We start from the raw sequence: 15,740 nt of genomic DNA, 5'->3' as shown, positions 1-15,740 counted from the left end.
CGCCCTTTTTGTTTGTCTGTCTCGTTGGTTTATCTGTGACCATCAACCCTTGTAGAGCTTGGGATTGAACACATCCCGCAGCCAGTCGCCCAACAGGTTGATGACCAGCACCAGCACCACCAGGCAGATGCCCGGGAAGGCGGTGATCCACCAGGAACCGGAGAAGATGTAGTTGAAGCCCACGCTGATGAGCGAGCCCAGCGACGGCTGATCCACCGGCATCCCCAGACCGAGGAAGGAGAGGGCAGCCTCGCTCATGATGGCGTTGGCCACCTGCACCGTGGAGATGACTAGGATCGGCGACAGGCAGTTGGGCAGAATGTGGCGGAACATGATGCGCGGGGCGCGAAAGCCCATCACCTTGGCCGCTTCCACATACTCCTTCTTCTTCTCCGCCAGCACCGAGGCGCGCACGGTGCGGGCGTACTGCGGCCACTCGGCGATACCGATGATCACCACCAGCATCAGAATGGCGAACTTCGAGTAGAACTCGGAACCAAACGTCGCCTGGAAGATGGCGGAGATGATGATCGCCACCATCATGGTGGAGAACGACAGCTGCACGTCGGCAAAGCGCATCAGCAGGCTGTCGATGCGGCCACCGAAGTAACCGGCGATCAGCCCGATGACGATGCCGAGCACCAGCTGCAGCGCCACCGCGAACAGACCTATGGTCAGAGAGATGCGGGCACCATAGAGGATGGTGCTCCAGATGTCGCGCCCCTGGTTGTCGGTACCAAGCCAGAAGCGTTCTTCGCCCCCTTCCAGCCAGGAGGGCGGCAATTCGGCATCCATCAGATCGAAGCTGGTCTGGTCGTAGACGTTGTACGGGGCCAGCCAGGGTGCCAGCAGCGCCGCCAGTACGAACACCACGAACACCGCAAAGCTGAACATGGCTACCTTGTCCCGCAGGAAGTAGTAGACGATGTCGGAATTTTTAAAACGTGCCCAACGGCTTGGGCTTGCAGTTACAGCATTTGTCATCTGTTACCCCTTGGCGGTCAGGTTGACGGTCGGGTTGATCAACCCGTAGAGCAGGTCGACCAGGGTATTGGTCACCACGAAAATGAGCCCGACGAAGATGACGTAGGCGGTGATGAGGGGCGTATCGACCCGGTGGATCGCCTCGAGGAACAGGAAGCCGGTCCCCGGCCACTGGAACACGCTCTCGGTCAGGATGGTGTAGGCCACCATGGTACCGATCTGCACACCACCGACGGTAATGACCGGCAGCATGGTGTTCTTCAGAGCGTGCTGATAGTAGACCTTGTTGTTGTCCAGCCCCTTGGCACGGGCGAACTTGACGTACTCGGAAGAGAGCTGTTCCAGCATCTCGGAGCGCACCAGCCGGATGAACAGCGGCAGCATGATGGAGGAGAGTGCCACGCAGGGCAGGATCAAATGCTTGATGCCGTCCCAGGTGAAGAAGCCCGACTCCCAGCCCAGCAGGTTGTAGGTCTCGCCGCGGCCATAGGCCGGCAGCCAGCCCAGCTGGATGGAGAACAGATACATCAGCATGATGGCGGTCAGGAACACCGGGATCGAGATGCCGATGCTGCTCCCCGCCATGATGATCTTGGTCGGTATGCTGTGCGGGCGGATCGCCGAGTAGACCCCAAGCGGAATGGAGACCACCACGATGATCAGCGCAGCGCCAAACACCAGCTCAAGAGTAGCCACCAGCTTGTCGAGGATAACCTCGAGGGCGGGTCGCTTGAAGAAGTAGGAAGTACCCAGGTCCCCGTGTACCGCGTTCTTCAAGAAGCGGCTGTATTTGACGAGGAAAGGATCGTTGAGGCCCATCTTCTCGCGCAATTCGTGGCGCTGGGCTTCGGAGACGGATTGTCCCACCAGCTCGCGCAACGGATCCCCCAGGTTGTCCTGGATGGAGAAGGCGACCAGGCTGATGACGAACATCACTATCACGGCCTGATAGAACCGTTTCAGCAGGAATGTAAACATGCTTGTCCTTCTACGTGGCCTGTGTCATGGCACAGGCTTCTGTTAGCAGGCGGGGTGGCCGGCTGACCACCCCGCCCCGTCCTTCCTTGCAACCTTCGCTTACTTGCCGACCACCAGGTCACCCAGGTAAGGGAAGTTCATCACGTTGACCACCGGCTTGATGTCGGCGTTTTTCTTGGCGCCGTAGGCCAGATCTTCCCAGTGCAGCGGCACATAGGCAGCGTCGTCGATCAGCATGGCTTCGACCTTCTTCAGCATCTCGGCACGCTTGGCCGGATCGGTCTCGGCGTTGGCCTGCTCGACCAGCTTGTCAGCCTCGGCGTTGGCATAACCGGCGCAGTTGTACTGACCCATGCCGGTCTTGGCATCCTTGGTGAAGGTCAGGAACTCGAAGAAGTTCGCACTGTCTTCGGTGTCGGAGTGCCAGCCGATCAGCTGCATGTCCGCGGCGCATTTGTCAAACTCAGGCCAGTACTGGGCCACCGGCATGGTCTTCAGATCCACTTTGATGTTGATCTTGGCCAACATGGCGGAGACGGCCTGGGCAATCTTGACGTCGTTGACGTAGCGGGCAGCCGGGGAGATGAAGCTCATCTTGAAGCCCTGCTCATAGCCGGCTTCCTTCATCAGCTGCTTGGCCTTGGCCAGATCATACTGGGGCTTGAGCGCCTCGTTGTGACCGGCATAGCCTTTCGGGCTCAGCTGGCCGGCAGGGGTACCGAAGCCTTTGTTGATCTTCTCGACGATGCCCACCTGGTTGATGGCGTAGTTGATCGCCTGACGCACGCGCTTGTCTTTCAGCGCCGGGTTGGTGTTCTGGTTCAGCTCGATGATGATGGCGCGGGTACCGGACAGGGTCACCAGCTGGGTGTCCTTGCCGTTCTTCACGCGCTCCAGATCGTTCGGCGCAACCGGGTAGATCATGTCCACGTCGCCACCCAGCAGGGCCGCCACGCGGGTGGCGTCTTCCTTGATGGGCACCACGGTCAGGTTGTCGACGTTGCCCTTGGAGGCCTTGTCCCAGTAGTTGGCGTTGCGGGTGTACTCCAGCTTCACGCCCTGCTCGCGGAACTTGACGCTGAACGGGCCGGTACCGGAGACGTGGGTAGAGGCATAGGAGTCGCCGTTCTTGACGATCTCGGCCTTGTCTTTGCCCGCCTCGGTCTTGCCGGTATAGAACTTGGAGTCCATCGGGAAGATATAGGTGACGGTCTGCAGCACCAGCGGGAACGGCTTGGCGGTGACGAGATCGACGGTGTACTCATCGACCTTCTTCACTTCGGCGATGGGATCGAAGATGGCCTTGAAGTCGACGGAGGACTTCAGACGGTTGACGGTCCACACCACGTCATCGGCGGTGAAGTCGTTGCCGGAGTGGAACTTGACGCCCTTGCGCAGGAAGAAGCGCACGGTCTTGTCGTCGATACGCTCATACTTCTCGGCCAGACGCGGCTCGAATTTCAGGTCCTGGGTGTAACGCATCAGCGGATCGAACACCAGGTGGGACATCTCCAGGGTCTGACCGGAGAGCTGCTCCTGCGGATCCAGCGAGGTGGCGTCGGAGGCGACGGCGACCTTGATGTCGACGGCGGAAACATTAAAAGCGAAACCGGCGGCAAACAGCGCCAGGGCAATCTTGGATAATCCTTTCTTCATGTCTTTCTCCATGCTTTTGGCTTTTTATTGACACTTTTTTTGACAAGCAGAGCGGCGGGCCGCCCCTTTCCTAGCTTGCGATTTCCAGCCCCTCGCGGGACATTCCCTTGAACTCCGGCATGAGGGAGATCAGCTTGCGGCTGTACTCATGCTCGGCATTGGTAAAGAGTTTCTCGGTCTCCGCCACTTCCACCAGATGACCGTGCTGCATCACCCCGATGCGATCGCACATCTGGCGGATGACCGGCAGATCGTGACTGATGAACAGCATGGTGAGGCCAAGCTCCTGCTGCAGATCCTTGAGCAGGTTGAGGATCTGGGCCTGCACCGAGACATCCAGCGCCGAGGTGGGCTCGTCGCAGATGAGGAAGCGTGGCCGGGTCGCCAGGGCGCGGGCAATGGAGATGCGCTGACGCTGGCCGCCAGAGAATTCGTGGGGATACTTGACCCCGGCACCGCGGCCGAGGCCGACGTGATCCAGCAGATCCCCGACGATCCCCTCGATCTGGCTCTCGCTGCCCGCCAGCTTATGAAAGCTGATCGGCTCTGCGATGATGTCGCGCACCTTCATGCGCGGGTTCATCGAGGAGTAGGGGTTCTGGAACACCATCTGCATCTGGCGGCGCAGCGGGCGGCGCTCATGCTCGCCCTTGAGCGCGGTCAGATCGATCCCCTCGAAGAAGATCTTGCCGGTATCGGGCGGGTAGAGGCCGGTGATGGCACGGGCGATGGTCGACTTGCCGGAGCCAGACTCCCCCACCAGGCCGAAGGTTTCACCCTCGAAGATCTCGAAGCTGATGTTGTTGCAGGCCCGCACGTACTGGCGGCGGCTCGGGAACAGGGAATCCTTGGTGACGAACTTCAGATCCACGTTCTCCACCCGCAGCAGCGCCCCTTCATAGGCGCGCTCGTCCTGACTCTGGCCGAGCCAGTGGGTCTTGAGATCGATGCTGGTATCCGCCGCACCGGCGTCCTCGATATAGGAGACCAGCGGGAAGCGCACCAGCTTCACATCCGAGCGGGGCACCGCCGAGATGAGGCTTCGGGTATAGGGGTGGTTGGGGCGACCCAGCACCTGTTCGGTGGTACCGAACTCCACCAGATCGCCGCGATACATGACCGCCACCTTGTCGGTGACGTTGGACACCACACCCATATCGTGAGTCACCAGCATGCAGCCCACCTGCCGCTCTTTACAGAGGTTGCGGATGAGCTGAAGGATCTGATCCTGAATGGAGACGTCCAGCGCCGTGGTCGGCTCGTCGGCGATGATGAGCTCGGGGTCGCCGGAGAGGGCGATGGCAATGACCACCCGCTGGCGCATGCCGCCGGAGAACTGATGGGGATACTGCTTGATGCGCAGCTCAGGCTGCGGGATGCCCACCGCAGCCATCAGGGAAAGCGCCTTGGCAAAGGCCGCCTCACGGGTGAGGTCGGTATTGGCCAGAATGGTTTCAACCAGCTGCCGTTCGACGGTGAACAGCGGGTTGAGGGAGGTCATGGGGTCCTGGAAGATGAAGCCGATGCGCGACCCTCGAATGGCCCGCATCTCGTTCTGGCTCTTGCCGGAGATGAGTTCGCCATTGAGATAGATGTCGCCACGGGCGATACGGCCAGGGGGGCTCAGCAGGTCGATGACGGCGTTGCCTATGGTGGACTTGCCGGCACCGGATTCGCCTACCACACCGACTATCTCCCCCTTTTCAACGGAAAAAGAGAGATCCTTCACTGCGGCCAGCACCCCGTAGCGGGAGGGGTACTCGATCCGCAAGTTTTTCACTTCGAGCAAGGACATGTTTACCTCTGCGGGGGACATCCGTCCCAAATAATTCGTCCGTCAATCGGCCGCAGATGCCGGTCGTGCCTTGGGGTGATCTTGAGTGCTTGATATGACTGCAAAACGCTCAATCCATGAGACAACGAAACCAGCGATCCGGGCGGGTTTTTTGCATTTTTTTGGAATAACCCGCGAGTAACTTAGACGGTTTGGCGGCGAGTGTAAATGATCGGGTTATACAATTTCGCAATACTTTGCTCAGTTAGCAGCCAAGCCAGTAGTCATAAATCATGACAAGCATCACATATACAGACTATATGACCGATAAAATGCATTACTAGTGCTTTTACTTTCAACAATGGCGTAACAGGCGGGAATATTCACTATTGACACAATAGTCTTAAGCTTCGAATGAGTAGTGAATATTTATGTGAAATGATTTTTTAACGGCAGCATATGCCGATGAATGAAAACTAAACAGAGATATATAGGGGGATGCCAGCATGGCGCTCCCCCTTGCTGTCACCCTCAACCCAGCCAGTATGCCAGCGATTGCATACAAAACAGGGCGAACAGGCCGGCGATGAGATCGTCCAGCATGATGCCGAGGCCGCCATGGATACGGCGGTCGAACCAGGAGATGGGCCAGGGCTTGAGGATGTCGAACAACCGGAACAGCACGAAGCCGGCCAGCACCCACTCCCAGCCGGTCGGGGCCGCTATCATGGTGACCCCAAAACCGATCACCTCGTCCCAGACGATGGCGCCGTGATCCGGCATGCCGATGGCATCGGTGGCGCTCTGGCAGATCCGGATGCCCGCCACGAAGCCCACTATCAGCAGCCCGATGAACCAGGGCGTCGACAGACCGCTCACCAGCAGGTAAAGGGGGATGGCGGCGAGCGTCCCCATGGTGCCCGGCGCCTTGGGCGAGAGACCGGAGCCAAAGCCCACCGCCAGAAAGTGCAGCGGATGCTTCAGGTTCAGCCGCTTCAGCTCGGGCTTTATCATCAACAGACTCATGCGAAGTGGTCCCACCCTTTCAGTTCCAGCGCCACCGTTTGTTCGCCCCGCAGATAGTCGATACCCGGTTCGCCGGCAACGATGCGGCCGATGCGGGTAAACTTGACGCCGCAGTTGGCCAGCGCCGTGTCCAGCGCGCCGCGATGCTCCTCCGGCACGGTGAAACAGAGCTCGTAGTCATCGCCACCGGCCAGTGCCAGCTGCCAGCCATCCTGTTCGCTCACCGCATCCTGCAGCACCGGCGAGAGCGGCAGCAGATCGAGATCGATCTGGGCCCGCACGCCGGAGGCCTTGAGGATATGGCCGAGATCCGAGGCCAACCCGTCGGAGAGATCCAGCGCGCTGCCAGCCAGCCCGCGCAGGGCCTGTCCGGCCAGAATGCGGGGATGGGGATGGTCGAGGCGCGGCAGCACGGCCGCCAGCTGGTTCTCGTTGAGGGTTCGCTTGGCCAGCAGATGGGAGAGCGCCAGGGCGGCATCGCCCAGGGTGCCGGTCACATAGACTCCGTCCCCTGCCTTGGCGCCGCTGCGCAGCAGGGCACGGCCAGCCGGCACAGACCCTTTCACCGATACCGTGATGGAGAGCGGGCCGCGGGTCATGTCGCCGCCCACCAGCGCCACATTGTAGTATTCGGCAAGCTCCAGGAACCCTTCGGCAAAACCGGCTACCCAGGCCTCGTTGATGGTGGGCAGGGTCAGCGCCAGTGAGACCCAGCGCGGCTCGGCACCCATGGCAGCCAGATCGGAGAGATTGACCGCCAGCGCCTTGTAGCCCAGATCCACCGGATCCATGTCGGGAAAGAAGTGGACGCCGCTCACCAGGGTATCCGTGCTCACCGCCAGCTGGGTGTCGGGGGGCAGGGTCAGCAGGGCACAATCATCTCCAGGACCCATCACCACGTCCTTGCGGGCGTGGGGGACCTTGAAGTACTTATCAATCAGCTCGAATTCACCCATACAGTAAAAAGCCAGCAATAAGCTGGCTCCTCTCTTAGATGCTGTTGACGGACAGCAGGATCAACGCTTGTTCAGCGACTTGATCACCTTGTCCAGTACACCGTTGACAAACTTGTGGCTGTCATCGGCAGCAAAGGATTTGGCCAGCTCGATCGCTTCGTTGATGGCCACGCGCGGCGGCACATCATCACGACGGGTCAGCTCATAGGTCGCCAGACGCAGGATCGCCTTGTCCACCATGTCCACTTCTTCCAGCGGACGGGAGAGGAAAGGTGCGAAGACCTTGTCCAGCTCGTTGCAGTGGAGGGCTACTCCGAACAGCAGATCGCGGAAGTAGTTCAGGTCCACACCCTTGGTGTCCTGATCGATCTTGAACTGCTCTTCGATGTCGCCCACGTTGGCCTTGGTCATCTGCCACTGGTAGATGGCCTGGGTGGCACAATGGCGGGCCTTGCGGCGCTCGGACGGTTTCAATGCATTTCTCCTCGTTACACGTCCAGCTGTTTCAGGACGTTGATCATTTCGAGCGCGCTCAATGCTGCCTCTGCACCCTTGTTACCCGCCTTGGTACCGGCACGCTCGATGGCTTGTTCAATGTTTTCAGTGGTCAGTACGCCGAAGGCAACCGGAATTTCATATTCCATCATTACCTGGGCCATACCCTTGCTGTTCTCGTTTGCCACCAGATCGAAGTGATAGGTGCCGCCACGGATGACGGTGCCCAGCGCCACGATGGCGTCATATTGACCACTCTTGGCCAGCTTCTTGATGGCCAGGGGGATTTCGACTGCGCCCGGCACTCGCACCAGGGTCAGGTTGCTGTCCTGGACTTGACCTTGACGCTTCAGTACGTCTACCGCACCGTCCACCAGGCTTTCGTTGATGAAGCTGTTGAAACGGGCAACGACAATAGCAACGCGCGCCTCAGGAGCGGCGATATTTCCTTCGATAACCTTCATGGGAAATCCTGTCTCTGTGCAATCAAAAGGGGCCGGAGTCAAAAGTGCGCACATTCTAGCACAAAGGGGAATCGGACAAAAACATGCATCACAATTCTGGCAACGAGAGCGCAATTGACTTTTTGCTTAACTGATCCGACCTGATAATAATACGTCACCCTACTACGGGTTAAAATAATAACACCAAGGAGTTCAGTATGTTGGATTTCAAACGCAGCGGCGTCGCACTCGCCTGCCTGCTGCCGCTGGCTGCTCAGGCCGATGCTGGCAGCCCGCGCATCATCGGCGGCAGCGCCGTGACAGCCCCCAGCTGGATGGTGGCCGTCGGCGAAGTCGTCAACGGCAATTGGAGCAATTTCTGCGGCGGCACCCTCATCGACAAGCAGTGGGTACTCACCGCAGCGCACTGCGTCGCCGAGGCCCAGTCCGGCCCCATGGAAGTGGCCATCGGAGTGAGTGATCTCAGCCGCCCTCACCTTCGCAGCAAGGTAGACCAGGTGCTGATGCACCCGGAGTATTACGTCAACCTGCTGACCAATCTGGGTTATCGCGACACCCCGAACGCCTCGGACGTGGCCCTGCTGCACCTTGCCACGCCCGTTACCCAGGCACCGATCGCCATCGCCGACCCCGTCATCAAGGATACCTGGCAGCAGAACACGACCATGCTGCATGCCCTGGGGTACGGTGGCATCGACCCCAGCGCGACCAAAGCCAGCCCGCAGCTGCTGGCGGTGGATCTCGCCTATCGGGGAGACCGGGACTTCTGGTACGGTGACCCGACCACGACCCATATCTTCGCCGGCAAGCTGGCCGGTCAGGACACCTGCAAAGGGGACAGCGGTGGTCCGCTCACTTATGATGGACAACTGGTCGGCGTGACCAGCTACGGGGCCTTCCCCTGCGCCACCGGCAGCGCCGGTGGCTATGTCTACGCCCCCGCCTTCAGTGACTGGATCGCCGAGCAGCAGCAAGGCGTCACCCTGACCACGGTCCGCGGCCTGATCCTGCCTTCAGGCACCAGTGGCTGGGCCGACTACCTGCTGGCCAACCGCAGCAACCAGGCGGTCACCCTGAGCGGCTTCTACAGCGATGCTCCCGCCATGAGCAACGGCTGCGCCGCCCGTCTGGAAGCGGGTCAAACCTGCACCCTGCGGCTTCGCGCCGATGGCAACAATACAGTCGGTACCTTGCGCGTGCAGGGCGTTGAACTCACCGCCACCAATGAACAGGGGGCGAGCCAGCGCCTTGAAGGGGCCTTGATCAGTCTCACCAGCGAGCCCACCAAGACTCCGGATACCACCACGACCACCACAACGACGACCACTTCAAGCAGTGGCGGTGGTGGCGCCACCGGTTTCGCAGCCCTGTTGCTGCTGCCGCTGGCCTGGTTGCGCCGGCGCCGCTAAGGCAAAACAGCAAGGGATGACCGAGGTCATCCCTTGCTTCATATTCATTTCATCACATCAGGCTTATTCGCCGATGTACTCCACCACTTCCAGGCCGAAACCGCCGAGGGCATGGTACTTCTTCGGCGAGCTCAACAGGCGCATCTTGCCCACACCCAGCGCCTTGAGGATCTGGGAACCGACCCCGACCCGGCGCGAGGTGCCCTGCCACTTGGCCCCTTCCGGTGCCAGCCCCTTGTCCGCCGCCTCGAACCCCTTGACCCGGGCCAGCAGCTCGGCGCCGTGAGCTTCCGCTCCCAGGATCACCAGCACCCCGCCTTCATCGGCGATGCGGGCCATGGATTTGGGCAGCGGCCAGCTGCGGGCGCTATGGCGATCGGTCAGCAGCAGATCGCTCAGCACGTCGTGCAGATGGACCCGCACCAGGGTCGGCTGCTCGGCCTGTACCTCACCCTTTTTCAGGGCGAAGTGCACCTGGTTGTCGATGGTGTCGCGGAAGGTGATGAGGTCGAACTCGCCAAACTCGGTGGGCAGCTTGCACTCGGCCACCTTCTCTACCGTGGTCTCGTGCTGATTGCGGTATTCGATGAGGTCGGCGATGGTACCGAGCTTGATGCCGTGCTGCTCGGCGAACAGCTCCAGATCAGGGCGGCGCGCCATGGTGCCGTCTTCGTTGAGGATCTCGACGATGACGGACGCCGGCTCGTAACCCGCCAGCCGGGCCAGATCGCAACCGGCCTCGGTGTGGCCGGCGCGGGTCAACACGCCACCGTCCTGCGCCATCAGCGGGAAGATGTGGCCGGGCTGCACCAGATCGGCGGCCTTGGCGTTCGGTGCGACAGCTGCCTGCACGGTGACGGCGCGGTCGGCGGCGGAGATGCCGGTGGTCACCCCTTCGGCCGCTTCGATGGTCACGGTAAAGGCGGTGGAAAACTGGGCATTGTTGCGATCGACCATCAGCGGCAGCGCCAGCTGCTTGCAGCGATCCCGGGTCAGGGTCAGACAGATGAGCCCCCGGCCGTAACGGGCCATGAAGTTGATATCTTCCGGGCGGACACAGGAGGCGGCCATGATGAGGTCCCCTTCGTTCTCCCTGTCTTCGTCATCCATCAGGATCACCATCTTGCCAGCCTTGATATCGGCAATGATTTCCTGGGTCGTGCTTAGCGCCATGGGCTACTCCATCAACATGCTGCGGGGATTGAGCCAGTCGGCTCGGCTTGATACTGCCTATTGTGCTCTAGATGGGGCACAGGAGGCCCCATTTCAATCGGCGCGGGATCACAGAAAAGCGTTTTTCCCGCCGAGGGGCCATCACAGGAAACCGGACTGGGCCAGCTTTTCCAGGGTCAGGGTGGAGGCGCTGCTCTCCTCACGCTTGCCCGTCATCAGCCGCTCCAGATAGCGGGCAATCTGATCCACCTCGAGATTGACCCTGTAGCCAGGTTTCCACTGGGCGATGGTGGTCTCCTGGGCGGTGTGGGGCACTATGGTCAGCCGGAACAGATCCCCCTGCACCGCATTGACGGTGAGGCTGATGCCGTCCACCGCGATCGAGCCCTTCTCGGCGATGTAGCGGGAGAGCTCGCCCGGCGCCTTGATCCAGTACTCGATGGCGCGGCCGCTGGCGGACTTGCTCTTCACCTCGCCGATGCCGTCCACATGACCGGAGACCAGGTGGCCGCCGAGGCGGGAAGTGGGCATCAACGCCTTCTCGAGGTTGACCCGATCGCCCACCCTGGCGGTGGCGAAACCGGTGCGGGAGAGGGTTTCCAGCGACACGTCGGCGGTATAGCTCTTGTCGCCGAGCGCGATCACGGTGAGGCAGACGCCGTTGGTGGCGATGGAGTCGCCCAGCTTGACGTCGCCAAAGTCCAGGGTCGGTGCGTGCACGGTGAGGGCCATGTCCTCACCCTGGCGGCGCAGCTCGGCCAGGGTTCCCACCGCTTCGATAATTCCGGTAAACATGCAGATCACCTTGCTGATGACGGGGGCGGCACCGCCCCCTTTAACATTGATAAGTCAGGCCAGTCTGGCCGTAATGCGGATATCCGGCCCCACCATGCGCACATCCTTGATGTTGAGCTTGGGCGCCTGGAACAGCCGGGTCAGCCCCGGCAGGTGGAACAGGCCGCGCCCCTCATCCCCCATCAGTTTGGGCGCCTGATAGAGTACCAGCTCATCCACCAGCCCCTTGTCCAGCAGGGCGCCGCACAGCCGCGGTCCCGCCTCCACCAGCACCGAGTTGACGTTCTGCTTGGCCAGCAGCATGAACAGGCTGACCAGATCCAGCTTGCCATCCAGCAGTGGCACTTCCAGCTGCTGCACCCAGGCGGGCCACTCACCGGATGCCTTGTGGCGAGCCAGCAGTACCGGGCCCTCGCTCTGGAACAGCGGCAGATCCGGGGTGAGCCGGTTTTGCGAATCGACGATGACCCGCAGCGGCTGGCGCAGGGTCTCTTTGGGATAGGCGGCTTTGACCGAGGCCGGCAGCTCGTCCCAGCGCACGGTGAGGGAGGCGTTATCCGCCAGCACGGTTTCGGCGCTGGAGAGCACCGCATCGTGGCGAGCCCGCAGCCGCTGCACGTCGCGACGCGCCTCCGGGGAGGTGATCCACTGGCTCTCGCCGCTCGCCATGGCGGTGCGGCCATCCAGGCTGGCGCCGAGCTTGACCGTCACCTGCGGAAACGCGGTACGCATCCGCTTGAAAAAGCCCGGGTTGAGCGCCTCGGCCTCGGCGGCCAACAGGCCGAAATCGGTCTTGATGCCGGCCTCGGAGAGCATGCGCAGGCCGCGCCCGCCCACCTGAGGGTTGGGATCCACCATGGCGGCGACCACCCGGGTCACCCCGGCCTTGATCAGCGCCTCGGCGCAGGGCGGGGTGCGGCCGTGATGGGAGCAGGGTTCGAGGGTCACGTAGGCGGTGGCGCCACGGGCGTTGTCACCGGCGGCATGCAGGGCGTACACCTCGGCATGGGGCTCGCCCGTGCGCTGGTGCCAGCCCTCTCCCACCACCACGCCGGCCTTCACCAGCACGGCGCCGACGCAAGGGTTGGGGGCCGTGGTATAACGGCCGCGGCGGGCCAGTTCGAGGGCCCGGCTCATCCATTGGTAATCGTCTTGACTAAACATCTGGGCTCCTCTGACAGCACATCCAGGCTGACGCAATATCGTCGGTTCGATTAGCGCAGCGTAATCGAACGCGGCAACCTGGTTTGGAAGAAAGACTTACTTCTCCAGCTTGGCGATCTCTTCACCGAACTCGCGAATATCTTCAAAACTGCGATAGACGGAGGCAAAGCGGATATAGGCCACCTTGTCCAGGCTCTTGAGCTCGTCCATCACCAGGTTGCCCACCAGCTGGGAGGCGACTTCGCGCTCGCCGGTGGCGCGCAGGCGGGACTTGATGTGGTTGACCGCCTTTTCGATGGCCTCCATGCTCACCGGCCGCTTCTCCAGCGCCCGCAAGATGCCGGCCCGCAGCTTGTCTTCGTTGAATGGCTCGCGTGAGCCGTTGGACTTGATGACGCGGGGCATCACCAGCTCGGCCATCTCGAAGGTGGTGAAGCGCTCGTGGCAGAGCAGGCATTCGCGACGGCGGCGCACCTGATGGCCTTCGGCCACCAGACGGGAATCGATCACCTTGGTATCTACCGCACTACAGAAAGGGCAATGCATCGGACCTCCGGCGTTGATGGAAAAGGGCGCCGGCCCCGGGGGCTGGCTCTAGGCCGGCCAGTGTAGCACGGCCATCCGGAACCGGTAAAAGCCCGTGGAAACAAGGAATGGCATACACCCAGGCGGCCCCTGGCTCAGTCGTCATAAGGCAGGGTATCGGGGTCGCAGCCCTGATAATCGGGGGCGGGATCGACGGCAAAGCGACGCGCCTCGATATGGCTGTGGCCCAGCAGCAACGCCTTGCCTACCCGGTGCATGCCATCCATCACCCGGCCGGCGCTGTCCAGCAGGATGGGATAGGCGAGATCGGCCGCCATCATCAGCTGGCAGTGCTCCACCACGCTACGCACCGTGGGGCGGGCGGCGTCATGGCCGTACCAGTGCACCTGATCGAGCTCGGCAATCTCGCCGAGCGCCACCGCCTGCACCGGCAGATCGCGGCTCAGTCGCACCAGCCGGCGCACGTCCCAGGCCAGCAGCCCCTGTTCGCTGGCGCGAAAGTGGTACTGGGCGCGGATCGCCTGCCTGAGCGCCGCCTCCAGCGCCAGCTCTTGCTGTTCACTGGACATGGTCAGCTTGCCTTGCCCGCTATGCTCTTCGCCGTTCAGCGTCATCAGGCCCTCCTGTGTTGCCAAACGCCACAAAAAACAATGCCACCCGTGGGTGGCATTGGTCTCAAACCGGGTGAGAGCCGTTATCAGGCATACACCGGGAAACGACGGCAGATGTCCAGTACCTGTTCGCGTACGGTGGCCAGCACGGCATCGTTGTCGTGGTTGTCCAGCACGTCGCAGATCCAGTTGGTCAGCTGGATGGACTCGGCTTCCTTGAAACCGCGGCGGGTGATGGCCGGGGTACCGATCCGCACGCCGGAGGTGACGAACGGGGAGCGCGGGTCGTTGGGCACGGAGTTCTTGTTGACTGTGATGTTGGCTTTACCCAGCGCAGCGTCGGCCTCTTTGCCGGTCAGCTCGCGGCCGATCAGGTCAACCAGCATCAGATGGTTGTCGGTACCACCGGAGACGATCTTGTAGCCGCGCTCGATGAAGGTGGCTGCCATCGCCTTGGCGTTCTTGACGACCTGAGCCTGGTAGGTCTTGAACTCGGGTTCCAATGCCTCTTTGAAGGCCACCGCTTTACCGGCGATGACGTGCATCAGCGGGCCACCCTGACCACCCGGGAAGACGGCGGAGTTGAGCTTCTTGTAGAGCTCCTCGTCGTCGGCGGCGGAGAGGATCAGACCACCGCGCGGACCGGCCAGGGTCTTGTGGGTGGTGGAGGTGACCACGTGAGCGTGGGGCACCGGGTTCGGGTAGACACCAGCGGCGATGAGGCCGGCCACGTGAGCCATGTCGACGAACAGCCAGGCACCGACCTTGTCGGCGATTTCGCGCATGCGAGCCCAGTCAACGATGCCGGAGTAGGCGGAGAAGCCACCGATCATCATCTTCGGCTTGTGCTCGACCGCCTGACGTTCCATGTCGTCATAGTCGATCTTGCCGGACTCGTCGATGCCGTAGGGGATGATGTTGTACAGCTTGCCGGAGAAGTTGACCGGGGAGCCGTGGGTCAAGTGACCACCGTGGGCCAGGTTCATGCCCAGCACGGTGTCGCCCGGCTGCAGCAGGGCCATGTAGACGGCGCTGTTGGCCTGGGAGCCGGAGTGCGGCTGCACGTTGGCGTAGGTGGCACCGAACAGCTCTTTGGCGCGCTCGATAGCCAGGGTTTCAACCACATCCACATACTCGCAACCACCGTAGTAACGCTTGGAGGGGTAACCCTCGGCGTACTTGTTGGTCAGCTGGGAGCCCTGGGCTTCCATGACACGGGGGCTGGTGTAGTTCTCGGACGCAATCAGCTCGATATGCTCTTCCTGACGACGGGTCTCGTCTGTGATGGCCTGCCACAGCTCTGGATCATAGCCGGCAATGGTCATGTCACGTTTCAACATCCGTTTCTCTCCTGAAAATCGTTTGCGCGATAGGTGAAGTGGGCAGGCGCATTGTAACGTGAGCTGGATCAAAGAGACAGTCCAACCACCCAAAAATTTGTTTAAAAAATGTAAAATGTGTCGCGAAATTCACAATGACCATGCTCCCCAATCGGCGTGAGAGTCATCACCCGACACCCACGCCAGCCGTGCCATCCCCTGTCACCGCTCGGGCATCATGACCGGGCCCGGACTGGCCGAACTGCCAAAACCAGAGCCAGATCATGGATATAGCATTTACTAACAGATAACATCTTTAGCTGGCACAGCGGTTGCCCGGCATGCGCAGCAACGACGCGACCGGCAACAGAAGGGCCCTCTCATCGCATC

At 61.4% G+C, this 15,740-nt stretch carries 15 protein-coding genes; 1 reads left to right on the top strand and 14 read right to left on the bottom strand.

Annotation, left to right across the window (positions count from 1 at the left end; translation table 11 throughout):
- Nucleotides 1-42 precede the first annotated feature (42 nt).
- The 8 genes from OKB87_RS09395 to ribH all read right to left on the bottom strand — a co-directional run bounded on the left by OKB87_RS09395 (nucleotide 43) and on the right by ribH (nucleotide 8,333).
- Nucleotides 43-984 (bottom strand): ABC transporter permease, encoded by a 942-nt coding sequence (locus OKB87_RS09395; protein ID WP_016351728.1) that lies wholly within the window; start codon nucleotides 982-984, stop codon nucleotides 43-45.
- Nucleotides 985-987: 3 nt separating this feature from the next.
- Entirely contained in the window at nucleotides 988-1,962 is a 975-nt protein-coding gene (locus OKB87_RS09390; protein ID WP_010633104.1) for an ABC transporter permease, read from the bottom strand.
- Nucleotides 1,963-2,061: 99 nt separating this feature from the next.
- Nucleotides 2,062-3,618 (bottom strand): ABC transporter substrate-binding protein, encoded by a 1,557-nt coding sequence (locus tag OKB87_RS09385; protein ID WP_253627273.1) that lies wholly within the window; start codon nucleotides 3,616-3,618, stop codon nucleotides 2,062-2,064.
- Nucleotides 3,619-3,688: 70 nt separating this feature from the next.
- A complete protein-coding gene (locus OKB87_RS09380) occupies nucleotides 3,689-5,413 on the bottom strand; it encodes a dipeptide ABC transporter ATP-binding protein (protein ID WP_270827225.1) in 1,725 nt (574 codons plus the stop codon).
- 510 nt (nucleotides 5,414-5,923) lie between these two features.
- Nucleotides 5,924-6,418 carry a phosphatidylglycerophosphatase A family protein gene (locus OKB87_RS09375; RefSeq protein WP_077095623.1) on the bottom strand — a complete coding sequence of 165 codons (495 nt, stop codon included), beginning with the start codon at nucleotides 6,416-6,418 and terminating at the stop codon, nucleotides 5,924-5,926.
- Nucleotides 6,415-7,374: a thiamine-phosphate kinase gene (gene thiL / locus OKB87_RS09370; RefSeq protein WP_011707094.1), complete on the bottom strand. Its 960-nt coding sequence runs from the start codon at nucleotides 7,372-7,374 to the stop codon at nucleotides 6,415-6,417. The genes OKB87_RS09375 and thiL overlap by 4 nt, the downstream gene beginning before the upstream one ends.
- Before the next feature lie 60 nt (nucleotides 7,375-7,434).
- Nucleotides 7,435-7,848, bottom strand: a complete 414-nt coding sequence (nusB, locus tag OKB87_RS09365) for a transcription antitermination factor NusB (RefSeq protein ID WP_011707095.1) — start codon at nucleotides 7,846-7,848, stop codon at nucleotides 7,435-7,437.
- Nucleotides 7,849-7,862: 14 nt separating this feature from the next.
- Nucleotides 7,863-8,333 carry a 6,7-dimethyl-8-ribityllumazine synthase gene (gene ribH, locus OKB87_RS09360; RefSeq protein ID WP_016351731.1) on the bottom strand — a complete coding sequence of 157 codons (471 nt, stop codon included), beginning with the start codon at nucleotides 8,331-8,333 and terminating at the stop codon, nucleotides 7,863-7,865.
- A gap of 197 nt (nucleotides 8,334-8,530) precedes the next feature.
- Between ribH and OKB87_RS09355 the strand changes: the two genes are divergently transcribed.
- Entirely contained in the window at nucleotides 8,531-9,742 is a 1,212-nt protein-coding gene (locus OKB87_RS09355) for a S1 family peptidase (protein ID WP_270827224.1), read from the top strand.
- 63 nt (nucleotides 9,743-9,805) lie between these two features.
- On the opposite strand, the gene ribBA is transcribed toward OKB87_RS09355, so the two are convergent.
- The 6 genes from ribBA to glyA all read right to left on the bottom strand — a co-directional run bounded on the left by ribBA (nucleotide 9,806) and on the right by glyA (nucleotide 15,371).
- Nucleotides 9,806-10,915 (bottom strand): bifunctional 3,4-dihydroxy-2-butanone-4-phosphate synthase/GTP cyclohydrolase II, encoded by a 1,110-nt coding sequence (ribBA, locus tag OKB87_RS09350; RefSeq protein ID WP_065479063.1) that lies wholly within the window; start codon nucleotides 10,913-10,915, stop codon nucleotides 9,806-9,808.
- A gap of 141 nt (nucleotides 10,916-11,056) precedes the next feature.
- Nucleotides 11,057-11,710 carry a riboflavin synthase gene (locus tag OKB87_RS09345; RefSeq protein WP_106553201.1) on the bottom strand — a complete coding sequence of 218 codons (654 nt, stop codon included), beginning with the start codon at nucleotides 11,708-11,710 and terminating at the stop codon, nucleotides 11,057-11,059.
- 54 nt (nucleotides 11,711-11,764) lie between these two features.
- Nucleotides 11,765-12,874: a bifunctional diaminohydroxyphosphoribosylaminopyrimidine deaminase/5-amino-6-(5-phosphoribosylamino)uracil reductase RibD gene (ribD, locus tag OKB87_RS09340; protein WP_270827223.1), complete on the bottom strand. Its 1,110-nt coding sequence runs from the start codon at nucleotides 12,872-12,874 to the stop codon at nucleotides 11,765-11,767.
- Nucleotides 12,875-12,970: 96 nt separating this feature from the next.
- Nucleotides 12,971-13,420 carry a transcriptional regulator NrdR gene (nrdR, locus tag OKB87_RS09335; RefSeq protein ID WP_010675395.1) on the bottom strand — a complete coding sequence of 150 codons (450 nt, stop codon included), beginning with the start codon at nucleotides 13,418-13,420 and terminating at the stop codon, nucleotides 12,971-12,973.
- Between the two features lie 134 nt (nucleotides 13,421-13,554).
- Nucleotides 13,555-13,989 (bottom strand): hypothetical protein, encoded by a 435-nt coding sequence (locus OKB87_RS09330; protein WP_270827346.1) that lies wholly within the window; start codon nucleotides 13,987-13,989, stop codon nucleotides 13,555-13,557.
- Between the two features lie 128 nt (nucleotides 13,990-14,117).
- Complete coding sequence (gene glyA, locus OKB87_RS09325; RefSeq protein ID WP_011707102.1) at nucleotides 14,118-15,371, bottom strand: serine hydroxymethyltransferase; 1,254 nt, start codon at nucleotides 15,369-15,371, stop codon at nucleotides 14,118-14,120.
- Between the last annotated feature and the right edge of the window lie 369 nt (nucleotides 15,372-15,740).

Origin of the sequence: Aeromonas sp. Y318-1 (genome assembly GCF_027706125.1) — a bacterium.
Classification (GTDB): domain Bacteria; phylum Pseudomonadota; class Gammaproteobacteria; order Enterobacterales; family Aeromonadaceae; genus Aeromonas; species Aeromonas hydrophila.
This window is presented reverse-complemented; position numbering and strand designations above follow the sequence as displayed.

Excerpts from the sequence above, each read along its gene's own strand:
- OKB87_RS09395 (WP_016351728.1), bottom strand. The coding sequence starts at position 984 with ATGACAAATGCTGTAACTGCAAGCCCAAGCCGTTGGGCACGTTTTAAA.
- OKB87_RS09390 (WP_010633104.1), bottom strand. The coding sequence starts at position 1,962 with ATGTTTACATTCCTGCTGAAACGGTTCTATCAGGCCGTGATAGTGATG.
- OKB87_RS09385 (WP_253627273.1), bottom strand. The coding sequence starts at position 3,618 with ATGAAGAAAGGATTATCCAAGATTGCCCTGGCGCTGTTTGCCGCCGGT.
- OKB87_RS09380 (WP_270827225.1), bottom strand. The coding sequence starts at position 5,413 with ATGTCCTTGCTCGAAGTGAAAAACTTGCGGATCGAGTACCCCTCCCGC.
- OKB87_RS09375 (WP_077095623.1), bottom strand. The coding sequence starts at position 6,418 with ATGAGTCTGTTGATGATAAAGCCCGAGCTGAAGCGGCTGAACCTGAAG.
- thiL (WP_011707094.1), bottom strand. The coding sequence starts at position 7,374 with ATGGGTGAATTCGAGCTGATTGATAAGTACTTCAAGGTCCCCCACGCC.
- ribH (WP_016351731.1), bottom strand. The coding sequence starts at position 8,333 with ATGAAGGTTATCGAAGGAAATATCGCCGCTCCTGAGGCGCGCGTTGCT.
- OKB87_RS09355 (WP_270827224.1), top strand. The coding sequence starts at position 8,531 with ATGTTGGATTTCAAACGCAGCGGCGTCGCACTCGCCTGCCTGCTGCCG.
- ribBA (WP_065479063.1), bottom strand. The coding sequence starts at position 10,915 with ATGGCGCTAAGCACGACCCAGGAAATCATTGCCGATATCAAGGCTGGC.
- OKB87_RS09345 (WP_106553201.1), bottom strand. The coding sequence starts at position 11,710 with ATGTTTACCGGAATTATCGAAGCGGTGGGAACCCTGGCCGAGCTGCGC.
- ribD (WP_270827223.1), bottom strand. The coding sequence starts at position 12,874 with ATGTTTAGTCAAGACGATTACCAATGGATGAGCCGGGCCCTCGAACTG.
- nrdR (WP_010675395.1), bottom strand. The coding sequence starts at position 13,420 with ATGCATTGCCCTTTCTGTAGTGCGGTAGATACCAAGGTGATCGATTCC.
- OKB87_RS09330 (WP_270827346.1), bottom strand. The coding sequence starts at position 13,989 with ATGTCCAGTGAACAGCAAGAGCTGGCGCTGGAGGCGGCGCTCAGGCAG.
- glyA (WP_011707102.1), bottom strand. The coding sequence starts at position 15,371 with ATGTTGAAACGTGACATGACCATTGCCGGCTATGATCCAGAGCTGTGG.